Source organism: Bacteroides sp. AF39-11AC (genome assembly GCF_003474285.1).
Lineage (GTDB): Bacteria > Bacteroidota > Bacteroidia > Bacteroidales > Bacteroidaceae > Bacteroides.
Window position 1 is genome coordinate 352,808 of the sequence record NZ_QROH01000008.1, and the last position, 21,695, is coordinate 374,502.

The 21,695-nt window shown below is 43.8% G+C and carries 18 protein-coding genes; 11 read left to right on the forward strand and 7 right to left on the reverse strand.

Annotated features, from left to right (window positions below; translation table 11 throughout):
* Positions 1–18: 18 nt before the first annotated feature.
* On the reverse strand, positions 19–495 hold the full coding sequence (locus tag DW036_RS19000; RefSeq protein WP_118465774.1) for a UpxZ family transcription anti-terminator antagonist: 477 nt from the start codon (positions 493–495) through the stop codon (positions 19–21).
* Positions 496–589: 94 nt separating this feature from the next.
* Positions 590–1,162 (reverse strand): UpxY family transcription antiterminator, encoded by a 573-nt coding sequence (locus DW036_RS19005; RefSeq protein ID WP_118465775.1) that lies wholly within the window; start codon positions 1,160–1,162, stop codon positions 590–592.
* A 1,180-nt stretch (positions 1,163–2,342) separates the two neighbouring features.
* Between DW036_RS19005 and DW036_RS19015 the strand changes: the two genes are divergently transcribed.
* Positions 2,343–2,963 carry a BT4734/BF3469 family protein gene (locus DW036_RS19015; RefSeq protein ID WP_118465776.1) on the forward strand — a complete coding sequence of 207 codons (621 nt, stop codon included), beginning with the start codon at positions 2,343–2,345 and terminating at the stop codon, positions 2,961–2,963.
* 61 nt (positions 2,964–3,024) lie between these two features.
* Positions 3,025–4,815, forward strand: coding sequence for a DUF3987 domain-containing protein (locus DW036_RS19020; protein ID WP_118465777.1), 1,791 nt, complete (start codon positions 3,025–3,027; stop codon positions 4,813–4,815).
* A gap of 93 nt (positions 4,816–4,908) precedes the next feature.
* Here the strand turns inward: DW036_RS19020 and DW036_RS19025 are convergent, their stop codons facing one another.
* On the reverse strand, positions 4,909–5,127 hold the full coding sequence (locus tag DW036_RS19025; RefSeq protein WP_044155233.1) for a DUF4248 domain-containing protein: 219 nt from the start codon (positions 5,125–5,127) through the stop codon (positions 4,909–4,911).
* Positions 5,128–5,337: 210 nt separating this feature from the next.
* On the opposite strand from DW036_RS19025, the gene DW036_RS19030 reads away from it, so the two are divergent.
* From DW036_RS19030 to DW036_RS19040, 4 genes are all read left to right on the forward strand, one after another.
* On the forward strand, positions 5,338–5,820 hold the full coding sequence (locus DW036_RS19030; RefSeq protein ID WP_118465778.1) for a DNA-binding protein: 483 nt from the start codon (positions 5,338–5,340) through the stop codon (positions 5,818–5,820).
* Positions 5,821–5,884: 64 nt separating this feature from the next.
* Positions 5,885–5,992, forward strand: coding sequence for a smalltalk protein (locus DW036_RS25585; protein WP_158585972.1), 108 nt, complete (start codon positions 5,885–5,887; stop codon positions 5,990–5,992).
* Positions 5,993–5,994: 2 nt separating this feature from the next.
* The gene (locus tag DW036_RS19035) at positions 5,995–6,408 is read left to right on the forward strand and encodes an N-acetylmuramoyl-L-alanine amidase (RefSeq protein WP_118465779.1); all 414 of its coding nucleotides are present in this window, start codon (positions 5,995–5,997) and stop codon (positions 6,406–6,408) included.
* Positions 6,409–6,829: 421 nt separating this feature from the next.
* Positions 6,830–8,956, forward strand: coding sequence for a Tex family protein (locus DW036_RS19040; RefSeq protein ID WP_118465780.1), 2,127 nt, complete (start codon positions 6,830–6,832; stop codon positions 8,954–8,956).
* On the opposite strand, the gene DW036_RS19045 is transcribed toward DW036_RS19040, so the two are convergent.
* Positions 8,874–9,797 carry a CPBP family intramembrane glutamic endopeptidase gene (locus tag DW036_RS19045; RefSeq protein WP_233560493.1) on the reverse strand — a complete coding sequence of 308 codons (924 nt, stop codon included), beginning with the start codon at positions 9,795–9,797 and terminating at the stop codon, positions 8,874–8,876. The two genes, DW036_RS19040 and DW036_RS19045, sit on opposite strands and share 83 nt — an antisense overlap.
* Positions 9,798–9,907: 110 nt before the next feature.
* On the opposite strand from DW036_RS19045, the gene DW036_RS19050 reads away from it, so the two are divergent.
* Positions 9,908–10,972, forward strand: coding sequence for a leucine-rich repeat domain-containing protein (locus tag DW036_RS19050; protein ID WP_118465781.1), 1,065 nt, complete (start codon positions 9,908–9,910; stop codon positions 10,970–10,972).
* Between the two features lie 120 nt (positions 10,973–11,092).
* Here the strand turns inward: DW036_RS19050 and DW036_RS19055 are convergent, their stop codons facing one another.
* The 3 genes from DW036_RS19055 to DW036_RS19065 all read right to left on the reverse strand — a co-directional run bounded on the left by DW036_RS19055 (position 11,093) and on the right by DW036_RS19065 (position 13,478).
* Positions 11,093–11,395, reverse strand: a complete 303-nt coding sequence (locus DW036_RS19055) for a helix-turn-helix domain-containing protein (RefSeq protein ID WP_118465807.1) — start codon at positions 11,393–11,395, stop codon at positions 11,093–11,095.
* Entirely contained in the window at positions 11,379–11,714 is a 336-nt protein-coding gene (locus tag DW036_RS19060) for a type II toxin-antitoxin system RelE/ParE family toxin (protein ID WP_118465782.1), read from the reverse strand. Before DW036_RS19060 ends, DW036_RS19055 begins: the two co-directional genes overlap by 17 nt.
* A 147-nt stretch (positions 11,715–11,861) precedes the next feature.
* Positions 11,862–13,478, reverse strand: coding sequence for an ABC-F family ATP-binding cassette domain-containing protein (locus tag DW036_RS19065; protein WP_118465783.1), 1,617 nt, complete (start codon positions 13,476–13,478; stop codon positions 11,862–11,864).
* A 220-nt stretch (positions 13,479–13,698) separates the two neighbouring features.
* On the opposite strand from DW036_RS19065, the gene DW036_RS19070 reads away from it, so the two are divergent.
* The 4 genes from DW036_RS19070 (at position 13,699) to DW036_RS19085 (ending at position 21,682) form a co-directional block, all read left to right on the forward strand.
* Positions 13,699–14,331 (forward strand): nucleotide exchange factor GrpE, encoded by a 633-nt coding sequence (locus tag DW036_RS19070; protein ID WP_118465784.1) that lies wholly within the window; start codon positions 13,699–13,701, stop codon positions 14,329–14,331.
* A gap of 10 nt (positions 14,332–14,341) precedes the next feature.
* Positions 14,342–15,523, forward strand: coding sequence for a molecular chaperone DnaJ (gene dnaJ, locus DW036_RS19075; RefSeq protein ID WP_007663659.1), 1,182 nt, complete (start codon positions 14,342–14,344; stop codon positions 15,521–15,523).
* Positions 15,524–15,745: 222 nt separating this feature from the next.
* Positions 15,746–18,373 (forward strand): zinc-dependent metalloprotease, encoded by a 2,628-nt coding sequence (locus DW036_RS19080; protein WP_118465785.1) that lies wholly within the window; start codon positions 15,746–15,748, stop codon positions 18,371–18,373.
* Between the two features lie 42 nt (positions 18,374–18,415).
* Complete coding sequence (locus tag DW036_RS19085; protein ID WP_118465786.1) at positions 18,416–21,682, forward strand: SusC/RagA family TonB-linked outer membrane protein; 3,267 nt, start codon at positions 18,416–18,418, stop codon at positions 21,680–21,682.
* Positions 21,683–21,695: the final 13 nt, after the last annotated feature.

The following is a 21,695-nucleotide window of genomic DNA, read 5'->3' on the forward strand; positions in this document are numbered from 1 at the left end:
TATTTCCCAATAGAATCATTATCCTTTCACTTCCTCAAACGGATACGGATTTTCCTCAAAATTTTGCAATTCTTTAATAATTTCCAACTGTTCCGAAGTAAACTCTGCTTTATTCCAAGTATTAATAATTTCATGAGCCTCCTTCGCTAAACTCTCATCATAAAACTCACTATAACAATACGTCAATAGCCTAACTTTTAACAACGAAGGAGAAAGTTTTGGAAGCACCTCCCAGCTACGATCCAACACATTCTGAACATATTCCTGCTTACTACCATTATCATAGATAGTAGCAGCAAAAGCTACCAACAAGCCAAGACAGAGTTCAGCCTCCTCCTCGACCGTAGTTCCACGAGTATTATAAAGTTCAATAGCTCGTTCGTAGACATCACGATTCAAACATGTAAATTGGTCCGCATAAACGGGGCTTCCATCTAGCCCATAAGTTAGAAGATGATGGGCTAAAGAAAATAATGATGAAGAATTAGAATCCATATTATAAATTGTTTTATTTCAAAAAGAGAATTTCCCTTAACAGACTTAAGATGATAATAGTATTATCAACCAATAGCTACTATCAATACTATTATCAATCAATAGCCACCGGTTCAACAAGTGAAGGCGGTATAAAAGTAGTAGCAATAGCCATGACACCTTCAATATTAACGACCACACGGCGATCATGCCTGATGCGAACAAACTCGCCGATAACGCCTTTAAAGACACCATCTGTGATACGAACTTTCTGACCTTTCACCAGGTTCAATTCAGCTGACTCAATATAAAGAACTGCTTCGTCGTAACTACCCGCCACGAGAATAAAGTTACGCATCTGCGCATCAGGAATAACGACCGGACGACAATATTCACGATTCATAATGAAACGTATAGGCATTTTTCCCTCGAGTTCATCCTTCAAAGCATCTATACGCTTACGAGTAGAATGAATAAAGACAAGATTATGTATGGCAGGAACCAACTTACGTACACGCTTACCACCTTTCATTACTATTCCATAACGCATAGGGATAAAACTCTCTATGTTTTCCTCGTCCAAAATAGCTTTCAAAGCCAATTCACGACTATAGGAAACACGAACAGCAAACCAGTGGAGTAATTGAGAGTTAGGAGTAGAAAGTTGAGAGTCAGCACTTTCGTTCATGAAATTTTCGCGAAGTTACTTCGCGTCAGGATATTTTTTAGGGACACCGGAGTAGTGAAATACCTACCGGTCAAGTTATGTAATGCGATTATTTTAAGTAGCCTAACTTGCATTCATTTTATTCCAGCGCTTCCTACCGTCGCGGAAAAAGAAGCAATGAAACAGTTATGTGGAACTTTTTATAGATAAAAAGCTATAAACGAATAGATTAGAAAGAAAAATCGTTTTTTAATCGTTCGTTTAATATGTGTAAATATTTACGAAAGAGGAGTCGTTATCAGGATAATAATCTGAATAGATATTAATGATATTTATTTTGAGAATAATAACTTGTTTATTAGGTATTTATAGAAATAGAAAAGTGCTCGTAAGATTATTTTTATTAAACATCTTGCACATTCCAAAAATACCTTTTATCTTTGCGCCATTAAACGAACGTTTTTTGCACACCCACAAAACAAGAATCTATCCCCCTATATACCAACCTATTAAGCAACATAGAGAAAAGTTTCAAATTCACATTAATCCCGATATTCTTGCCCATTCTTCTTTTTACACTTACCTTCGCAACTTACAACATATTTTTCCATCACTAATTCCAACATTAAAAAACATCTGAAATATGGAAAAGAATAAAGTAAATACAGCAGCAAAAAAAAACTGCAAAAAAGAACAAGAATAACAGTAATCAATCTATAAAACAAGGTATTAAAGCCAAAAGAGGGCCCAAACCCGGAGCTACGATTACAAAAATAATCGACCGTCGGGACATTATAGAAAAAGCATTTTTAGAGCTCTACATGATAAATTGTCTGAACGCGTCTCCAGAAAACGGATTGGCAACGCTTGCACGTTTTTTACACAAAAGAGAAAAGTTTCAGAAAAAAAACGGTAAACGAATATCAGTCAACACAATAAGGCAGGATTTGATTGATTTACTTAAAGAGTCTAAGTACACAAATCCGAGAAATAGAAAGAGAAAATAACAACAAAAAACAGGTATGAATTAGTGTTGAACAACATGTTGTAAAAAGACTTAATTTTGCCCCCGCTTTGGCAAAGATTAAGCCCTGCAGATGAGAAGATGCCGCTTTATCCAAAAGTGACATCTTCTTTTTTTGCCCGACACAAACCCTTACTAAAGAATTAAAAATGAAAGAATTAAAAAAAATAAAATGTAATGGAAAACGTTTTCAAAATGTCACTATTCATGCCCCCTATCTCGCCGATAAAGGACAAAACAACCGGAAGAACTATAAAGAGCGCCACACTTACTCCGCTACGGACAATAAATCTGGAAGAAATATATAAACTGATAACCTCCAACGAGAAACTCACTGCACTGACTCTCGAAGTGCGAAACGCCGCACTGTGGGGTGACGAAAACACCAGCCGTCTCCTGAAGCAGCAAACACTGCCCTACGTGACTCCCTGCGGAGTCTTCACCCGTCGCCGAAGCGACTGCCTGGAAGAGGCGTCCGGACTGGTAGTAGTGGACATCGACCATCTCGAATCAACCGAAGAAGCCGAAATCCTGAGACAGGAATTATTTGATGACCCGTATCTGTGTCCTGCACTGACATTCATCAGTCCCAGTGGACTGGGCGTGAAAGCTTTCATTCCTCATACCTCGGGACAAAACGCCACAGATGGAATCCGCTGGGCTATGAACTATGTACACTGCATGTACGACAGCAACTACCGCCAACCCGGAAAAGGAGTGGATACATCGGGAAAAGACCTCGTACGCTCCTGCTTCCTCTGCCATGACGAAGGGGCACTTTTGAGAATTAAAAAATAAACGTCGAAGATTAAGATCACGAATCAATATCGCAAATTATAATTCAAATTACTCAGAACCAATGGAACAATTATCTTCATTGCACCGCCTGACCGAAGCCGTCAGAAATGCAGGAGCCGACATCGCTCCCACTTATCAGGAGTACATACAACTGGCATTTGCCATCGCTACTGACTGCAGTGAAGCGGGCCGCCAAGATTTCCTGACCTTATGCAGTTTCTCACCAAAGTACGATCCACGAGCAGCCGACAAACTATTCAGCAATGCACTGAAAAACGGACACAACGACGTACACATAGGCACCGCCTTCCATCTGGCCGAACTTTGCGGCGTAAAAGTCCAATCCGAAATCCCACACGGGTTTGGTACACTTGGTACACAAGATTCACACTCCTCTTCCGCCTCACACACGCACGCACGTGAAGAAGATGTATCCGCACATGAGGAAGAAAACCTACTGGACAGCAGTCCACTCTCTCCCCTGCCCACTTTCGACGAACACACCCATTGGCCTTATCCCTTGAACCGCATCGTTAGCTACGGCACTTCCCGTGCCCAATACGACGTGCTGCTACTGGGAACCGTCACCGTACTGGGTGCCAGCATGGGACGACACGTGCGATGTGCCTACGGAGGAAAAATGATCTCGCCCTGTCTGCAGACTTTCATCACAGCACTGCCCGCATCAGGCAAAGGCGTGCTATCGCTGGTACGCCTACTGGTAGAACCCCTTCACGATGAAATCCGCAAACAGGTGGCCGAAAGTATGGCATCCTACCGCCGCGAAAAAGCAAAGTACGAGACACTTGGCAAAGAACGTGCAAAGGCCGAGGCTCCCGTAATCCCGCCCAACAAGATGTTCCTCATCTCCGGCAACAACACCGGAACGGGTATCCTACAGAACCTGATGGATTCTGACGGCACCGGCCTGATATGCGAAAGTGAGGCCGACACCATCTCCACCGCCATAGGATCGGAGTATGGCCACTGGAGCGACACCATGCGCAAGGCCTTCGACCACGACAGCCTCTCCTACAACCGCCGCACCGACCGGGAATACCGCGAAGTGAAAAAGAGCTATCTTGCCGTACTTCTTTCCGGCACCCCCGCACAAGTGAAGTCCCTGATACCCAGTGCCGAAAACGGGCTCTTTTCCCGGCAAATATTCTACTATATGCCCGCCATACACCAGTGGCTGAGCCAGTTCGACCGAAACGACAACAATCTCGAAGAGATATTCACCGCACTGGGCATGGAATGGAAAGAAAAACAGAAGGCCATCGTCATGAACGGAATTTTCACCCTGCGCCTCACCGACGGGCAGAAAGAGGAATTCAACCGGTTATTCTCCAGTCTATTCGTACGCTCCGGACTGACCAACGGTGACGAAATGTCGAGCAGTGTGGCGCGTCTGGCCATCAACATCTGCCGCATCATGGAAGTGGTGGCCATGCTCCGCGTATTGGAGCATGGAGAGATAGCCGATTCACCCAATGTATCGCCCGACCCGAATACCTCTCCGGACAATCTGAAGGATCACATCATCAGTTTATGGAACCTCATCATCACTCCCGACGATTTCCACGCCGTGCTTTCGCTGGCCGAAAGCCTCTACCGACACACCACCCATATCCTCTCCTTCCTACCTGCCACCGAAGTCACCAGCCGGGGCAATGCTGACCGGGATGCACTGGTGCAATGCATGGAAGAGAAATTTACACGGGCCGAATTCATAAAAAAAGCCGAAGAGATGGGCATTAAGCCCGGAACAGCCTCTACCTGGCTCAAACGCTTGCAGAAGCACGGTTTGGTGGAGAGTGTGGATGGAAACGGAACTTATCAAAAGCCCTAACCATAAATACGCACGTGTGTGCGAAACGAACGGAAACAGTGAACCTCTGTACCAAGTGTACCAACCTCAACTTTACGCCGCTCAACCTCAACTTTAAGGTTCGCCAAGTGCAGCCGCTATCAGGCTCACCTGGGCGGACGTATAGGTGCGGGAGTGAGAGGACGTCCCCACAGCGGCCAAGTCATCACACAGGCCGGGATAAAGTTCAATCCAATGCTTCAACTTGCGGTAAGCGGATTCGGGACAAAGATTGGGACAATAAAGCTGGGCAAGTTCGGTGCGCCCATAGGTACGGATTTCAAAAGTATTCATATCTGACATTCATGTGTTATATTTCATCAAATATAGCTATAAATCATGACATTGGCAACTATACGCATATAAATAACAGACAGAAACCGTCCATAATCGACCGTAACAATCCAAAAGTGACAAACGCCTGTATACACGGTATTATCTTTGCATCGTTGAGTTCAACACCGTGAATATTTAATTATTAATTCTTAATTTTTTTATCAAACTATGATTCGTTACAAAAAGTATCAAGTGACGGGCGAAAACAGCCCGCTGAAAGGTCTCTGGTATGCACGTCCCGTAATTGAGGAGACTTTCGACATTGAGAAGCTTGCCAAGCACATGTCCAACCACAACACCCCCTACTCGTCCGGCGTCATCAAAGGAGTGCTGACTGACATGGTCTCTTGCACCAAGGAGCTGATTCTGGACGGAAAGAATGTAAAAATGGACGACCTCGCCATTTTCTCCGTGGGAATTGTCAGTAAGAAAGGCGCGCAATCCGCTGCCGACTTCTCACTGGCCAACAACGTGAAGGGGCTGAAACTCCGTGCCCGTGCCACGGGAGAACTGAGCAATGCACAGATTAACCTGGAAGGGCAGATGAAGGAGTCTTCCATGTACACCGTAGAAGGCAAACCGTCCGGTAATAAGCCCGACGGAAGCGACGGAGGAAACGATGGGGGAATTGAAGATGACCCGTTGGGATAATCTAATTAAAAAATTTCCAAGTGTTCAATTTTTCAGGTTCTAATTATTAACTTATCTACTCATCATGAATGAAGAAAAAAAGTCAAAATCCGTATGGGGTATTGTCCTCAAAGTAATCATCACCGTAGCCACCGCCATAGTGGGAGCTTTAGGTTTAGGCGCCTGCAAGTAGCCATGCGTACGATTACCCTCCTCATTATTCATTGCTCGGCCACGCCTCAGGGCGTGCGCCTGAGCCTTGAGGATTGTCGTCGCGAACACATCCGCCACCGTGGCTTCAGCGACATCGGATACCATTTCTACGTGACCCGCGACGGGGAGATTCATCGTGGCCGTCCAACGGAAAAAACCGGTGCGCATTGCCTCAACCATAACCGCCACTCCATCGGCATCTGTTACGAAGGAGGACTGGATGCCGAAGGCCGACCGTCCGACACCCGCACGTTGGAACAAAAAGCTTCACTATTGGCCCTTCTGCGTGAGTTGAAACGTATTTTTCCACGCGCACTGATTGTGGGGCATCATGATTTGAATCCGATAAAACCTTGTCCGTGCTTCAATGCGGAAAGGGAATATAGGGGGCTGTAACAGGCTCCCTTTTTTCAAATAAAGACTTTCCAGGAATTTAGTGCCTGTTTTTATTTAAGTTTCGTAAGCTTTATATAAAGCTTATAAATGATAATTTATCGGTGGGAATAGCTGAGACCAAGACAGGCTGAAAGCCTGGTATTACATAGCGTAGGGCAACGCCCTACGTGATTATGTATATCTCTATTTAAGCCCTGAAAGGGCGCAATTAAGCATCAACCTTTATATCGCCCTTTCAGGGCTCAGAAAAAGGGATGCACATTACGTAGGGCGATGCCCTACGCTATATAATGCAAGCCTTTCAGGCTTAAAATTCGCTTCGATAAATTTTCATTTATAAGCCTTATCAAAGCTTGCGAAACTTGAGTTTTTTATAATTCTTTTGTACCTTTGACGCTCATTATTCAAAAAACGATTCAACATGATACAGTTATTTCACCGGATGATCTCTGCCGCCCTCAGTATTTCTGAGAAACAAATCGGCCATACGCTCGATTTATTGGCGGACGGAGCTACGATTCCCTTCATCAGTCGTTACCGTAAAGAAGTTACCGGAGGATTGGATGAAGTGCAAATTGAAGCAATCAAAACCCAATATGAGAAGCTGAATGAACTGGCTAAACGAAAAGAAACCATCGTCAGCACTATCAACGAACAGGGGAAAATGACTCCTGAACTACAAAAGCGTATTGATGAAACCTGGGATAGTACCATTCTTGAAGATATTTACCTACCCTACAAACCCAAACGCCGTACGCGTGCAGAAGTAGCCCGTCAGAAAGGTCTGGAACCCTTGGCAACTCTACTGATGTTGCAGCGGGAACCGAACCCGGAGAAGCGTGCAGAAGCATACGTCAAAGGAGAAGTGAAAGATACGGAAGATGCATTAAAGGGAGCACGGGATATTATTGCCGAGCAGGTCAGTGAAGACGAACAGGCACGTAATACTGTACGTTTCGCCTTCTCCCGGCAAGCTGTCATCACGGCTAAAGTGGTGAAAGGAAAAGAGAGTGAAGCTGATAAATACCGGGATTACTTTGAATTCAGTAAGCCACTGAGAAAATGCACCTCACACCAATTGCTGGCTATTCGCCGTGCCGAAGCCGAAGGGCTGCTGAAAGTCAGCATAAGCCCTGATGATGAAGAGTGTGTGGAACGTCTGGAACGCCGTTTCGTCCGTAGCAACAATGCTTGCGGAGAACAAGTGGCGGAAGCCGTACAGGATGCCTATAAACGTCTGCTGAAATCTTCTATCGAAACGGAATTTGCCGCACAAAGTAAAGAGCAGGCGGATGAAGAAGCCATCCGGGTATTCGTTCAGAACCTGCGCCAATTATTACTTGCTTCTCCATTGGGACAAAAGCGGGTAATGGGCATCGATCCGGGATTCCGTACAGGTTGCAAAGTGGTATGCCTGGATGCGCAAGGCAATTTACTGCACAATGAAAATATCTACCCGCATGCTCCGGTACACAAAACCGCAGAGGCTGTGTCTAAAATACAAAAGATGATAGAAGCTTACCGGATAGAAGCCATAGCGGTAGGAAACGGAACAGCAAGTCGTGAAACAGAAGAGTTTCTGAAACACCAGACTTTCAGGCAGGAAATTCAGGTATTTGTTGTAAGCGAGCAAGGGGCTTCCATTTACTCTGCATCCAAGATTGCCCGTGATGAATTTCCGGAATACGACGTCACAGTGCGCGGAGCTGTATCCATCGCCCGCCGACTGATGGACCCGTTGGCTGAGTTGGTTAAAATCGATCCGAAATCCATCGGTGTAGGTCAATACCAGCATGATGTAGACCAGACGAAATTAAAGAAATCACTGGACCTGACCGTAGAAAGTTGTGTAAACCTGGTGGGAGTAAACCTAAATACGGCAAGCAGCCACCTGTTGACTTATATTTCGGGTTTAGGCCCTCAACTGGCACAGAACATAGTAAATTACCGTGCTGAAAATGGTGCATTCACTTCGCGTAAACAACTGATGAAAGTGCCGCGCATGGGAGCCAAAGCTTTTGAGCAATGCGCCGGTTTCCTTCGTATCCCGCAAGCCAAAAATCCTTTGGATAACACAGCCGTCCACCCGGAGAGCTATTGTATAGTAGAACAAATGGCCAAAGACTTGGGATGCAGCGTAGCAGAGCTTATTACCAGCAAGGAACTTCGCCTGAAAATCCAACCGGAAAAGTACCTCACTCCTACCGTGGGCATGCCTACCTTAAAGGATATCCTGCAGGAATTGGAAAAACCGGGACGTGACCCGCGAGGACCGATCCAAATTTTCGAATTTGATAAAAACGTACGTACCATCAATGACCTGCATGAAGGTATGGAACTTCCCGGCATTGTAGGTAATATAACCAACTTCGGTGCTTTCGTGGATATAGGCATTAAAGAAAACGGCCTGATTCATCTTTCACAACTTGCCGACCGTTTTGTTTCCGATCCGAATGAAATTGTATCTATTCACCAGCATGTCCGGGTTCGGGTATTGAGTGTGGACATGGATCGCAAACGAATCGCTTTGAAGTTAATTTCAGAGTAATCACAATAGCAATAATCATCAACGCGGTGCACAGAATGGAACCCTCGAAACCGAATGTACCGCCGTTGATGATATTCTCTTCCGGTAATTCCAAAGACAATAAAGTACCACCCAATCTTCCTCCACTTACTTCGAAACCGAGAATCGGACCTTGCAGCCAATTCCAGAAAAGATGAAGAGCGATAGCAAACCATAAATTACGCGTATATATATAGGTAGAACCAATTAAAATTCCCGCCAACAATATATTCAGAAAAGCAATCAGAGAAAAGTTGGGATTAAAAATATGCATCAGGGAAAATAATGCAGAAGAAAGAAACAATGCCACAAAGCGATTGACACCTGCGGTCAGCAAATGCCCCAGGACAAAACCACGAAAAGCAATCTCTTCTGTAAGAGCAACCAGCAACATTAATATCCAGGACAGCAGTAAATCGTACGCGCTAAAGTGCACAGCAGCAATTTCAACCTCTCCTATCGCATATAATATTCCAAATCCGACAGCATAGATTGCCAGAGCAACGAATGTACCCCAAAAGATATCTTTTGCACGCCCTTTCAGGGATAATCCCAAATTTGCAATCGGAAGGTGATCCCAATTCTTCAGCAAAAACCAAGCCGCCAAAAAACTCCCAGCCAGAAAAGCACTCTGCATCACAACTTCTTCCAAGATTCCACTTATCTTAAAAAAAGAGAGCGTTTTTATGCAAACAGCTGCCAATATTCCGGTAAATCCCAGCATCAAAAATATATAAACGGTAATCTTGATCGAAACAACCAGATAAGTGACAAGTTTTGACGGTTCCTTTACAGTATTTGCATCTTCATTCATTGATTCCATATCCTTCGTTTCTTTATGTTAATACCCTGGCAAAAATACCTATAAAATTAAAAATAGAAAGCTATTTACTGTAAAAACCGTATATTTGTCTAAACATATATGTAACAGCCATGAAGATAAAACGAATATTCGCCACTATAATGCTGGCTGCATGTACTTATGTAGCAGTTGCACAAAATACAGGGAACCCAGCCAATAACAAAACATTTTTCGTTGCCAAGCCCGGTACTTTAGTATCCATGCTCACAGAAGATGAAGCCAATAACGTCACTCATCTTACATTGACCGGGAAACTGAACGCTATTGATTTCAAACACCTGCGGGATGAATTCAAAAATTTGCAGGTACTGGATATCTCCAATGCGTCAATCAGTACTTATGCCGGGAAAAGCGGTACTTTTCCTGATCGCTTCTATATATATCCACCTAATTGTGTACCTGCTTATGCATTCTGCCAGCAGACCAATGACAGTACCTTTACCGGAAAATCAACGCTCCGGAAAATTATTCTCTCAGAGAAAATCAAGAATATAGAAGATGCTGCATTCAAGGGATGTACAAATCTGCAAGTATGCCAACTACGAAAAAAGACCGCTCCCAATCTGATGTCTGAAGCCTTGGCAGATAGTATTACGGCCATTTTTGTGCCTCTGGGTAGCAGCGACTCTTACCGTGGCAAGAAACATTGGGATACCTTTGCCGTGATAGAAGGTGAGCCTGTAGAAGTATCTGTACAGATAGGATTAATGGGAAGCCTTGCCAGTGAATTGGTAGAAGCCGGTTTGCAACCTAAGGATGTAAACTTCCTGACTGTAGAAGGTAAACTGGATGAAGCGGATTTTATCCTGATCCGGGATTATATGCCTAATCTCGTTGCTGCAGATCTTAGTAAATGTAGCGCCACAGCTATTCCCGAATATACATTCACACAGAAGAAATACTTACTGCGTATTCAGCTTCCCAAAGGTTTGAAAAGTATCGGGCAACGTGCTTTCAGTGGCTGCGGACGTTTATGCGGTACATTGGAATTACCTGCCGGAGTGACGGCTATTGAATACGGCGCATTTATGGGATGTGATAACCTGCGTTATGTAGTAGCTACAGGGAACAAGATTACGACCTTGGGAGATAATCTGTTTGGAGAGGACGGAAAGAACAAATTGATTTATAAATAAGCATGGTGAAAGTGAATGGGGAAAAGATATGATAGGACTATTATACAATCTGCCCCAAGTTGGGGCAGAGTCACGGTGTTCAGCATGAAAGCAGGTCGTAGCTTTAAAGGCTCTGCAAACTTACATGATAGGTTTTACGATTTCTATTTTAAGTCCCAGTGCATCAATAATACGAAAAAACAAACCAACCCCCGGCTCTATAACTCCTTTTTCTATTCTTGATATATAGGTCTTATTAGTTCCTACTTTTTCAGCCAGTTCGGATTGTGTCATTTTTTCTTGCTTCCGTGCATCACTAATTATTTGCCCTACACAGTAAGAATATGCTTCTTTGCGAAACTCTTCTCTTTCAGGTGAGCCCACTTTGCCATATAATTTATCTAATACGGCATCCATACTTCCAATCTTAGGTTTTGCTTGCATAATATTCATTTTTAAGTTTTAATGCTTTTTCAATTTCGTTATCAGGCGTTTTCTGTGTCTTTTTCAGAAATCCATTGAACAACATAACAATATTGCCATCATCAAAAATGAAGAAAGCCCGATAAATATTTCCATTATGGCTTGCTCTCAACTCGTAAACACCTTCACGAATTAACTTCACAAAGTTTTTATTAAGTCGTTCTTGTGTTTTAAGCATATCGAGCACATAAGAGACTTTTTTCCTTGCACCATCATCTAATGACTCAAAGAAATCTATGAAGTAATTCTCATAGTATAATATTTCTCTTTCTTTTCTCATGGTGCAAATATAGACAAAGTTTACATATATAACAACCTTTTAGGCTTTTTTCCTCAATCTTTATAAGAACGACTCATCACTTAAAAAATATCGCCTTACAATAACTGAATATTGCAAGGCGATATTTTTTATTCAAAGAGCAGATATTTACTGTGCGTACATCTTAGCTCTTAATTCCTTGATATGATCCGAAGTGATATATTCATCATATTCCATCATCTTATCAATGATGCCATTCGGAGTCAGTTCGATAATACGGTTGGCAACCGTTTGTATAAACTCATGGTCATGTGAGGAGAACAAGATATTACCTCTATAAGTTTTCAGGTTATTATTAAATGCCTGGATAGATTCCAAGTCAAGGTGGTTGGTAGGAGTATCCAGAATCAGACAGTTGGCATTACGCAACTGCATACGGGCAATCATACAACGCATCTTTTCACCTCCCGATAATACACTTGCTTTTTTCAGTACCTCTTCACCGGAGAACAACATACGACCCAGGAAGCTCTTCATATACACTTCATTACCCTCGCCAAACTGGCCCAACCAGTCCACCAGGTTCAGATCCGTATTGAAATATTTAGTATTATCCAATGGCAGGTATGCAGTAGTAATAGTGACACCCCAGTTGAAAGTTCCGGCATCCGGTTTCGCTTCTTCATTGATAATTTCGAAGAATGAGGTCATGGCACGGGGATCACGGGAAAGGAATACAATCTTATCTCCCTTCTCAACGTTGAAATTAACATCGCGGAAAAGTATTGTACCGTCATCCAGTGTCTTGGTCAGCCCGGAAACCTCCAGTATCTGATTACCCGGTTCACGCTCGGGAGTAAAGATAATGCCCGGATATTTACGTGAAGAAGGTTTGATTTCTTCTACATTCAGTTTCTCCAACATCTTCTTACGGCTGGTAGTCTGCTTGCTCTTTGCCACATTGGCACTAAAGCGGCGGATAAACTCTTCCAGTTCTTTCTTCTTCTCCTCTGCCTTTGCCTTCTGGTTCTGTTGCTGACGCAAAGCCAACTGACTTGACTCATACCAGAAACTATAGTTACCGGCAAAGAGATTGATCTTACCATAATCGATATCGACCGTATGCGTACAAACAGAATCGAGGAAGTGACGGTCGTGACTTACAACCAACACTGTATGTTCAAAGTTAGCCAGATAATCTTCCAGCCACATCACTGTTTCCATATCAAGGTCATTGGTAGGCTCATCCAGCAACAAGTTATCCGGATTACCGAAAAGTGCCTGTGCCAGCATGACACGTACCTTCTCCTTACCACTCAAATCACCCATCAACAAATAATGCTTATCTTCCTTAATGCCCAGGCCACTCAACAAAGCGGCAGCATCACTTTCTGCATTCCAACCATCCAGTTCCGCAAATTTCTCTTCCAACTCAGAAACTTTCAAGCCATCTTCATCCGTGAAATCTTCTTTGGCATAAAGTACTTCACGCTGCTTCATGATATCCCACAAAACGGTATGCCCCATCATTACGGTATCCATTACCGTAAGCGCATCCCACTTGAAGTGGTCCTGACTTAAAACGGAGAGGCGTTCGCCCGGACCTAACATAATAGAACCGGTCGTAGGGTCCAAGTCACCGGATATGGCACGCAGGAAAGTAGATTTTCCGGCACCATTAGCACCGATAATACCATAGCAGTTACCACTTGTAAACTTCAGGTTTACATCATTAAACAACACCCTTTTTCCAAACTGTACGGAAACGTTCGAGACTGTAATCATTGATCTATTTTCTTATTTTAGCGATTTACAATTTACTACCTAATACCTATTACTCTGTATTTTGCGGGTGCAAAGATAGACATTTTTCTATGAATACTCGTAGAAATGCGCTGTCAATCTGACATAAAAGTATTACCTTTGCGGCGTTTTAGACAAATGCTGCCTATTTGGCAAAGTTTTTGTTGGTACAGTGATATACTAACTTAAACCCTTGACAGTAATGAAAACAAATCCTTTTTACAAGAATAATAAGAATAGAAATATGGACCCGAAAGAAAAAGAAAACATCAACGAAGAAGAGTTAATGTCCGAAGCTGCCCAGAAGGAAGCTGCGGAAAATGAAGAATCCCAAACGGAAGATGTACAGGATGAAGCTGCCCTGACAGAAGAGGAAAAGCTTGCCAAAGAGCTGGAAGAAGCAAACAAAGTGATAGAAGACCAGAAGGATAAGTATCTGCGCCTTTCTGCCGAGTTTGACAACTACCGTAAACGCACGATGAAAGAAAAAGCGGAGCTGATCCTGAACGGTGGCGAAAAGACCATCAGCAGTATACTTCCAATCGTGGATGACTTTGAACGCGCTCTGAAAAACATGGAAACTGCCACAGACGTAGCAGCCGTGAAGGAAGGAGTGGAATTGATTTATAACAAGTTCATGTCTGTATTGGCACAGGACGGCGTAAAAGTGATCGAGACTAAGGAAAAGCCTCTTGACACTGATTTCCACGAAGCAGTGGCCGTCATTCCCGCACCGGATAAAGCTTTGAAGGGCAAGATTCTAGACTGTGTACAGACCGGATACATGCTAAACGACAAAGTAATCCGCCATGCCAAAGTGGTGGTAGGAGAATAACATAATATATATGGAAAAAAGAGATTACTACGAAGTACTGGAAGTCGAAAAGACAGCAACGGTAGAGGAAATAAAGAAAGCCTACCGCAAAAAAGCCATTCAATATCACCCTGACAAGAATCCGGGTGACAAAGTGGCGGAAGAAAAATTCAAAGAAGCGGCAGAAGCATACGACGTACTAAGCAATGCGGACAAGCGTGCCCGTTATGATCAATTCGGTCATGCAGGAATGAGTGGTGCTGCCGGAAACGGTGGTCCGTTCGGTGGCTTCAGTGGCGGTATGTCTATGGATGATATCTTCTCTATGTTCGGAGATATCTTCGGTGGACATAGTGGTGGCTTCGGAGGAGGTTTCAGCGGTTTCGGGGGAGGATTCGGAGGCGGAAGTTCGCAACGTGCGCGTTTTCGCGGTTCGGACTTGCGCGTAAAGGTCAAACTGAACCTGAAAGAAATCTCTACCGGTGTAGAAAAGAAATTCAAACTGAAAAAGTACGTTCCTTGTGACCATTGTCATGGTTCGGGTGCTGAAGGTGACGGCGGTTCGGAAACTTGCCCGACCTGTAAAGGTAGCGGTTCGGTGATTCGCAACCAGCAGACAATCCTCGGTACGATGCAGACTCGTACTACCTGCCCTACTTGTGGTGGCGAAGGAAAAATAATCAAGAATAAATGCAAAGTGTGTGCCGGAGAAGGTATTGTTTACGGTGAAGAAGTAGTAAGCGTGAATATACCTAAAGGTGTAATGGAGGGTATGCAGCTCTCTATGAGCGGCAAAGGAAATGCCGGTAAACACAATGGTGTTCCGGGTGACTTATTGATTCTTGTAGAGGAAGAGCAGGATAAAGAACTAATCCGCGACGAAAACGACTTGATTTACAACCTGCTTCTCAGCTTCCCGACAGCTGCTTTAGGTGGCGCGGTAGAAATACCCACCATCGACGGCAAGGTGAAAGTGAAGATTGAGTCGGGCACCCAACCGGGTAAAGTACTCCGGCTTCGCGGAAAGGGACTGCCAAGTGTGAACGGATACGGTACGGGAGATTTATTAGTAAATGTTAGCGTATATGTACCGGAAGCTCTTAACAAAGACGAGAAAAAAGCACTCGAAGAAATGGAAGGCTCAGACAACTTTAAACCGAATACTTCAATTAAAGAAAAGATTTTCAAGAAGTTCAAGAGTTTATTTGACTAAGCCGACTTTAAACTGAAAATAGATTATTAACAGTATCAGTTAAAGAATGAGCATAAACTCTAACTGATACTGTTTTTTTATAATTGAAAGACTCTTTGAGTTATAAAAGAAAAAACGTCAAAACTAATTGCAGCTATCTGTTCATATAGATAGTTTTACTATCTTTGTCGTCCCCTATTCTATAGAGTAGAGAGGGGGCATGATGATAATTGATAATAACTGATGAAACTTAAAACAATTTTGCTGACTACAGTGGCTACAGGCGCTTTCATGTGTGAGCCTGTTATAGTGCATGCTGTAAATTCTACGCCCGATTCTATGGGATGGTTCCGAAAGAAAAAGAAAAGTGAACCTAACGACAGTGTTAAATCAAAAAACGAGTACGAGAAACTGACCGGAGACGGTAGCACCATTCGCCGTGGTATGTTCAATGTGTACCAGAAAAAGAACGATTACTATTTTGAGGTACCGACGAACCTGCTGGGTAGAGACATGCTGGTAGTGAACAAGCTCCAACGTGTCCCTTCCGAACTGAATGAGGCCGGAGTGAACCGCGGCACCAATTATGAAAACCAAATGGTGCGCTTCGAACTGGATAAAGCAACAAACAAGTTGCTGATTCGTCAAAGCCGCCCTCTTCCCCTCGCTCCTGCCGAAGATGCCATCAGCCAGTCGGTACGTGATAATTATATTTCTCCATTGATAGCCGGCTTCAAGATCGAGGCATTCAATAATGACTCTACCACCATGGTTATCAAAGTGAATGATATTTATGATGGCACAGAGACAAGCATTAACAATGTATTTACCAATATAAATCTGGGAACCTCTTCCATCAAGAATCTGTCACGCATTCTCTCAATCAAGTCATTCGAGAATAATGTGGTGGCTACGTCCGAACTGACAACGAAGGTGACTGAAGGAACGACTTCCATCTATGTAACTGTCGAAGTAAGTTCGTCACTGATGTTACTGCCGGAAACACCGATGACCGGTCGCCTGGATAATGCCCGTGTAGGCTACTTCACCAATCCTTTGCTTAGCTATAGCGACGGACAACAACGGGTTAGCAAACAGCAGTTCATCACCCGCTGGCGTCTGGAACCGAAACCGGAAGATCGCGAGCGCTATCTGCGTGGAGAGTTGGTGGAACCGGCTAAACCGATTGTATTCTACATAGAGAATTCCACACCGTATCGTTGGCGCAAATACATCAAACAAGGTATCGAAGACTGGCAGGTTGCCTTTGAACGTGCCGGTTTCAAGAACGCCATCATCGCCAAAGATATTACGGACAGCATGACGGTAGACATGGACGACGTGAACTATTCCGTACTGACTTATGCAGCCTCAACCAAGGCAAACGCGATGGGTCCTTCCATTCTGGATCCTCGTTCAGGAGAAATTCTGGAAGCGGACATCATGTGGTGGCACAATGTACTGAATATGCTTCAGGAATGGATTACCGTACAGACAGGTACTGTGCGTCCGGAAGCACGCGGCATCAAGTTATCCGATGAACTGATGGGTGACGCCATGCGTTTTGTAGCCTGCCATGAAGTAGGCCACTCTTTAGGATTGCGTCATAACATGATGGGGTCATGGGCATTTCCCACGGATTCACTCCGTTCCAAGTCATTTACCGACCGGATGAACTCTACCTCTTCTTCCATCATGGATTATGCCCGTTTCAACTACGTGGCACAACCCGGTGACGGAATAACTGCACTCTCACCGCATATCGGTCCTTACGATCTTTTTGCCATTGAATACGGTTATCGCTGGTATGGCAAAGAAACTCCGGAGGAAGAAAAAGATTTGCTTTATGATTTCCTGAGCCGCCATACAGACCGTCTTTATAAATACAGTGAGGCGCAGGATGTACGTGATGCCGTAGATCCGCGTGCACAGAATGAAGACCTGGGTGATGATGCCGTACGTTCTTCCCAGTATGGCATTGCAAACCTGAAACGGATTGTTCCCGAAATTATCAAATGGACAACTACCGGAGAGAAGGGACAAACGTATGAAGAAGCTTCACGTTTATATTATGCAGTGATCAACCAATGGAATAATTATCTATACCATGTACTTGCCAACATAGGGGGTATCTATATGGAAAATACAGTGGTAGGTGACGGTCAGAAAACTTACACTTTTGTAGAGAAGGAAAAGCAGCAGGCCGCTTTGAAATTCTTGCTTGATGAAGTATTGACTTACCCGAAGTGGTTATTCGACACAGAAGTGGGTGAATATACCTATTTGCTTCGCAACACTCCGCTGGGCATAGTAGAAAATGCACCGACACAAGTATTGAAGAATGCCCAATCTTATATTCTTTGGGACCTCTTATCCAATAACCGCCTGGTACGTATGCTCGAAAACGAAGCAGTGAATGGTAAAAAGGCTTTCACAGCCGTAGAATTGATGGACGGTTTACACCGCAGTATCTTCGCAACCACGGAGCGGGGTGCACTACCTGATGTCATGACACGTACCTTACAGAAAAACTTTGTAGATGCCTTGATTACAGCTGCTGCCGAAAGCGAAGGAGTCAAAATCAACAAAAAATTAATGGATAACCACTTCCTGCTGGATAACCAAATCCCCCTTTGCAGTTGTGACGAGCATGCCCACCGCGCACTGGATTCAGATCGTATGGGTGCCCGCCGCGAATTGAACTTTTACGGTTCCCAGCTGAATCGCATCTCAGATGCCATTTCCGTGAAACGAGGGGAATTGCTCCGCATCAAGGATTTACTCCAGAGTCGTCTGGGAACATCGGATGTGGCAACCAAATATCATTATAAAGATATGATTCTCCGTATCAACACAGCATTAGGGCTTTAAAACCAGTTTTCAATTTAAGTATTAATTTTATTATTTTAACGGATGAAAAGACGCTTATCTGTCGTGTTCCTATTACTAATAGGAACACTCACTTACGCCCTTGCCGCAGAGCGACAAGTAGAGGGTGTAGTAATTTCTTCTGAGGATAACTTGCCTCTCATAGGCGCTTCTGTCTATGTGACGGCTGATGATCTGAAGAAAAACGGGAATAATCAATCGACTATTGGTGTCATTACGGATATCGACGGTAAATTCTCTATTTCAATTCCGGATGGCATTACCCGCTTTTATTGCAGCTACGTTGGTTATGATGTAGTGGAAATAAAACTCATTCCGGGCAAAAAACAATATGACATCACTCTTCAACCTTCCGCTCATATGCTTGACGCGGTAGTTGTAACGGGATATCAGACAGTAGAACGCCGTAAACTGACGGCTGCTGTGTCAAAAATCGACATCTCGGACCAGATGATGGGTGCAACCAAGAGTATAGACCAGGCATTGGCCGGACAGATTGCCGGACTTTCCGTAAGCAACATTTCCGGTACTCCGGGTGCTCCTGCCAAAATCCGTATTCGTGGTACATCCTCTCTGAATGGTACGCAAGATCCTTTGTGGGTGTTGGACGGTATTCCATTGGAAGGAACGAACATTCCCAATATGGAAGTATTGAAAGACATCGATAACATAGGTCAAACCGCTATTGCCGGTCTGAATCCTGCCGATATCGATAATATCACCGTTCTGAAAGATGCTGCCGCAACTGCCATCTATGGTGCCCGTGCAGCTAACGGTGTAATTGTGATTACCACAAAGAAAGGTAAAGTCGGAAAACCGGTTATTAACTTCTCCTCCAAGCTGACATATTCTCCTAAGTTGAATATAGACCGCTTGAATCTACTTAATTCAGAAGAAAAAGTTGGTCTGGAACTTGACTTGCTGGAATCCGGATACCCTTACAGAGAGACCAAAGGTGAGGTATATCGCATTATCTCAGGACTGGGAGAACTCAAAAACTTCAAAGATGGAGGTTGGAACGCTTTGTCTTCCAATGCTCAAGGTGCAATCAATAGACTAAAGGCAACAAATACGGACTGGAGTGATATCCTCTTCCGTGATGCATTTACACAGGAGTATAACTTGTCTCTTTCCGGTGGTAGCGAAAAGGCAACTTATTACACTTCCTTCGGATATATGAAAGAAAACGGTAATATTCCCAATGTATCTGCCGAACGTTTGAATTTAGTGATGAAGACCAGCTATAAGGTGAACAGCATATTGAAAGTCGGTGCTTCCATGTTTGCCAATCGCCGTAAGAACTCTACTTATTTGCCGGATACAGATGGTTTAACTAATCCATTGTTCTATTCTCGCCTGGCTAATCCTTATTTCACACCCTTTGATGCAAACGGCAACTATAACTACGATATTGATGTAGAGAATGATGTAGACATGGACTTTGGTTTCAATCCTTTTGAAGAACGGAGAAATGTAACTAATGAAACCACCATCAACGGACTTTCTTCTATCTTTGATGCTGAATTACGATTTGATGACCGCTTCAAGATCACTACCCAACTCGGTCTGCAACTCGACAAGACATCTATCGAAAAAATAGCCGATGGGGAATCTTTTGCTATGCGTAAGGAAAAGAAGAACCATCGTCAGAATGGTGTGACCTATCTGCCGGAAGGTGGTTTTCATAAAGCCAATGAGAATTCTCTTTCCCAAGTCACTTGGAAAGCAATGGGAGAATATCGCGATACATACAAGGATATCCATGAGTTTGAAATGATGGTAGGAACAGAGATCCGTAAGACTTGGGAAGACAAACTGTACAGTGCCGGTTATGGTTTCGACCGTAAAACAATGACTACAAAACCGATTATTTTCCCTGAAGAGAGTAAAGCCTTTAAATTGCATGAAAAGGCTCACATTGAAAATGCATACGTATCTGCTTTCTCAACCCTATCATATTCATTACTGAATCGTTATACAGTAGGAGGTAGTATCCGTTTTGACGGTTCCGACCTTTTTGGTGTAGACAAGAAATACCGTTATCTGCCATTATATTCAGTCAGTGGTTTGTGGCGTATCTCTCAGGAACCTTTTATGGCAAATGCCAAATGGATAGACAATCTGGTAGTCCGTGCATCTTACGGTTTGCAGGGAAACATTGACAAGAACACCTCTCCTTACCTTCTGGGTAACTACAGAATTGAAAATATCCTACCGGGAGGATCAGAAGATATGATTGACGTTTCCGGTGCACCGAACAAGAAACTGCGTTGGGAGAAAACCCATTCAGTAAATGCCGGATTCGACTTTGCAGTATTGAATCAGGCTATCAATCTGAGCGTAGACTATTATTATCGTAAGGGCGTAGACTTGATTGGAACCCAAATGCTTCCACTGGAAACAGGTTTTGAAATGTTGACCGTCAACTGGGCCAGTATGCAGAACCAAGGTGTTGAAATCGGACTGAGTACACGTAACATTCATACAAAGAACTTTATGTGGACTACCAACTTCAACTTTGCATACAATAACAATAAGGTACTTAAAGAAGCACTACGTGAAGACGCCATAGAGCCAGGTCGCGAGGGATACCCCGTAGGAGCATTGTTCGCATTGAAAACAGCCGGTCTGGACGAAGAAGGATACCCCATGTTCCAAAACAAGGAAGGTGAAACCGTATCAGCCATGGAGTTCTTTAAATTGCAGGAATGGGGATTCGGAGCAACTGACCTGACAGCCCGCGAACGCCGTGAACTTTACACTTATGTAGGTACAGCCGACTGCCCTTATACCGGTGGTTTCAATAATACTTTCACATACAAAGCATTTGAACTGGGTGTCAACTTCAGCTTCGACTTCGGTGGAAAAGTGCGCAGCCAACCCACCTACTCTATCGTTGACTTTGATAAAGGACGTAATACAAACCGCGATATCCTGAACCGATGGACTCCGGAAAACACGGAAACAATCTTTCCTGTTCTGCTGAGCCAGAATGAACGCCTGGATGAATATATGTGGTATTCAAACCAAAATGAAATATACCGTAACCTGGATATCTGGATCAGAGACCTGAACTACGTGCGACTCCAAAACATCCGTTTAGGGTATACATTGCCTACTAATTTCAGCCGCAAATTAGGTATGACTTCCGCTACAATTGCCATCGAAGGACGTAACTTATTAGTATTCGGTTCAAGTTACAAGAATTATCTTGATCCGGAAACGATGTCCAACGCGTATGCAACCCCGGCTCCGAAGTCTGTTACACTAAGCCTGAACCTGAATTTTTAATTTTATAGAGAGT

Coding starts and splice junctions, on each gene's coding strand:
- DW036_RS19025 (WP_044155233.1), bottom strand. CDS start 5,127: ATGAATACTTTTGAAATCCGTACCTATGGGCGCACCGAACTTGCCCAG.
- DW036_RS19045 (WP_233560493.1), bottom strand. CDS start 9,797: ATGGAATCAATGAATGAAGATGCAAATACTGTAAAGGAACCGTCAAAA.
- DW036_RS19050 (WP_118465781.1), top strand. CDS start 9,908: ATGAAGATAAAACGAATATTCGCCACTATAATGCTGGCTGCATGTACT.
- DW036_RS19040 (WP_118465780.1), top strand. CDS start 6,830: ATGATACAGTTATTTCACCGGATGATCTCTGCCGCCCTCAGTATTTCT.
- dnaJ (WP_007663659.1), top strand. CDS start 14,342: ATGGAAAAAAGAGATTACTACGAAGTACTGGAAGTCGAAAAGACAGCA.
- DW036_RS19065 (WP_118465783.1), bottom strand. CDS start 13,478: ATGATTACAGTCTCGAACGTTTCCGTACAGTTTGGAAAAAGGGTGTTG.
- DW036_RS19000 (WP_118465774.1), bottom strand. CDS start 495: ATGGATTCTAATTCTTCATCATTATTTTCTTTAGCCCATCATCTTCTA.
- DW036_RS19085 (WP_118465786.1), top strand. CDS start 18,416: ATGAAAAGACGCTTATCTGTCGTGTTCCTATTACTAATAGGAACACTC.
- DW036_RS19020 (WP_118465777.1), top strand. CDS start 3,025: ATGGAACAATTATCTTCATTGCACCGCCTGACCGAAGCCGTCAGAAAT.
- DW036_RS25585 (WP_158585972.1), top strand. CDS start 5,885: ATGAATGAAGAAAAAAAGTCAAAATCCGTATGGGGTATTGTCCTCAAA.
- DW036_RS19080 (WP_118465785.1), top strand. CDS start 15,746: ATGAAACTTAAAACAATTTTGCTGACTACAGTGGCTACAGGCGCTTTC.
- DW036_RS19035 (WP_118465779.1), top strand. CDS start 5,995: ATGCGTACGATTACCCTCCTCATTATTCATTGCTCGGCCACGCCTCAG.
- DW036_RS19060 (WP_118465782.1), bottom strand. CDS start 11,714: ATGAGAAAAGAAAGAGAAATATTATACTATGAGAATTACTTCATAGAT.
- DW036_RS19055 (WP_118465807.1), bottom strand. CDS start 11,395: ATGCAAGCAAAACCTAAGATTGGAAGTATGGATGCCGTATTAGATAAA.
- DW036_RS19005 (WP_118465775.1), bottom strand. CDS start 1,162: ATGAACGAAAGTGCTGACTCTCAACTTTCTACTCCTAACTCTCAATTA.
- DW036_RS19015 (WP_118465776.1), top strand. CDS start 2,343: ATGGAAAACGTTTTCAAAATGTCACTATTCATGCCCCCTATCTCGCCG.
- DW036_RS19030 (WP_118465778.1), top strand. CDS start 5,338: ATGATTCGTTACAAAAAGTATCAAGTGACGGGCGAAAACAGCCCGCTG.
- DW036_RS19070 (WP_118465784.1), top strand. CDS start 13,699: ATGAAAACAAATCCTTTTTACAAGAATAATAAGAATAGAAATATGGAC.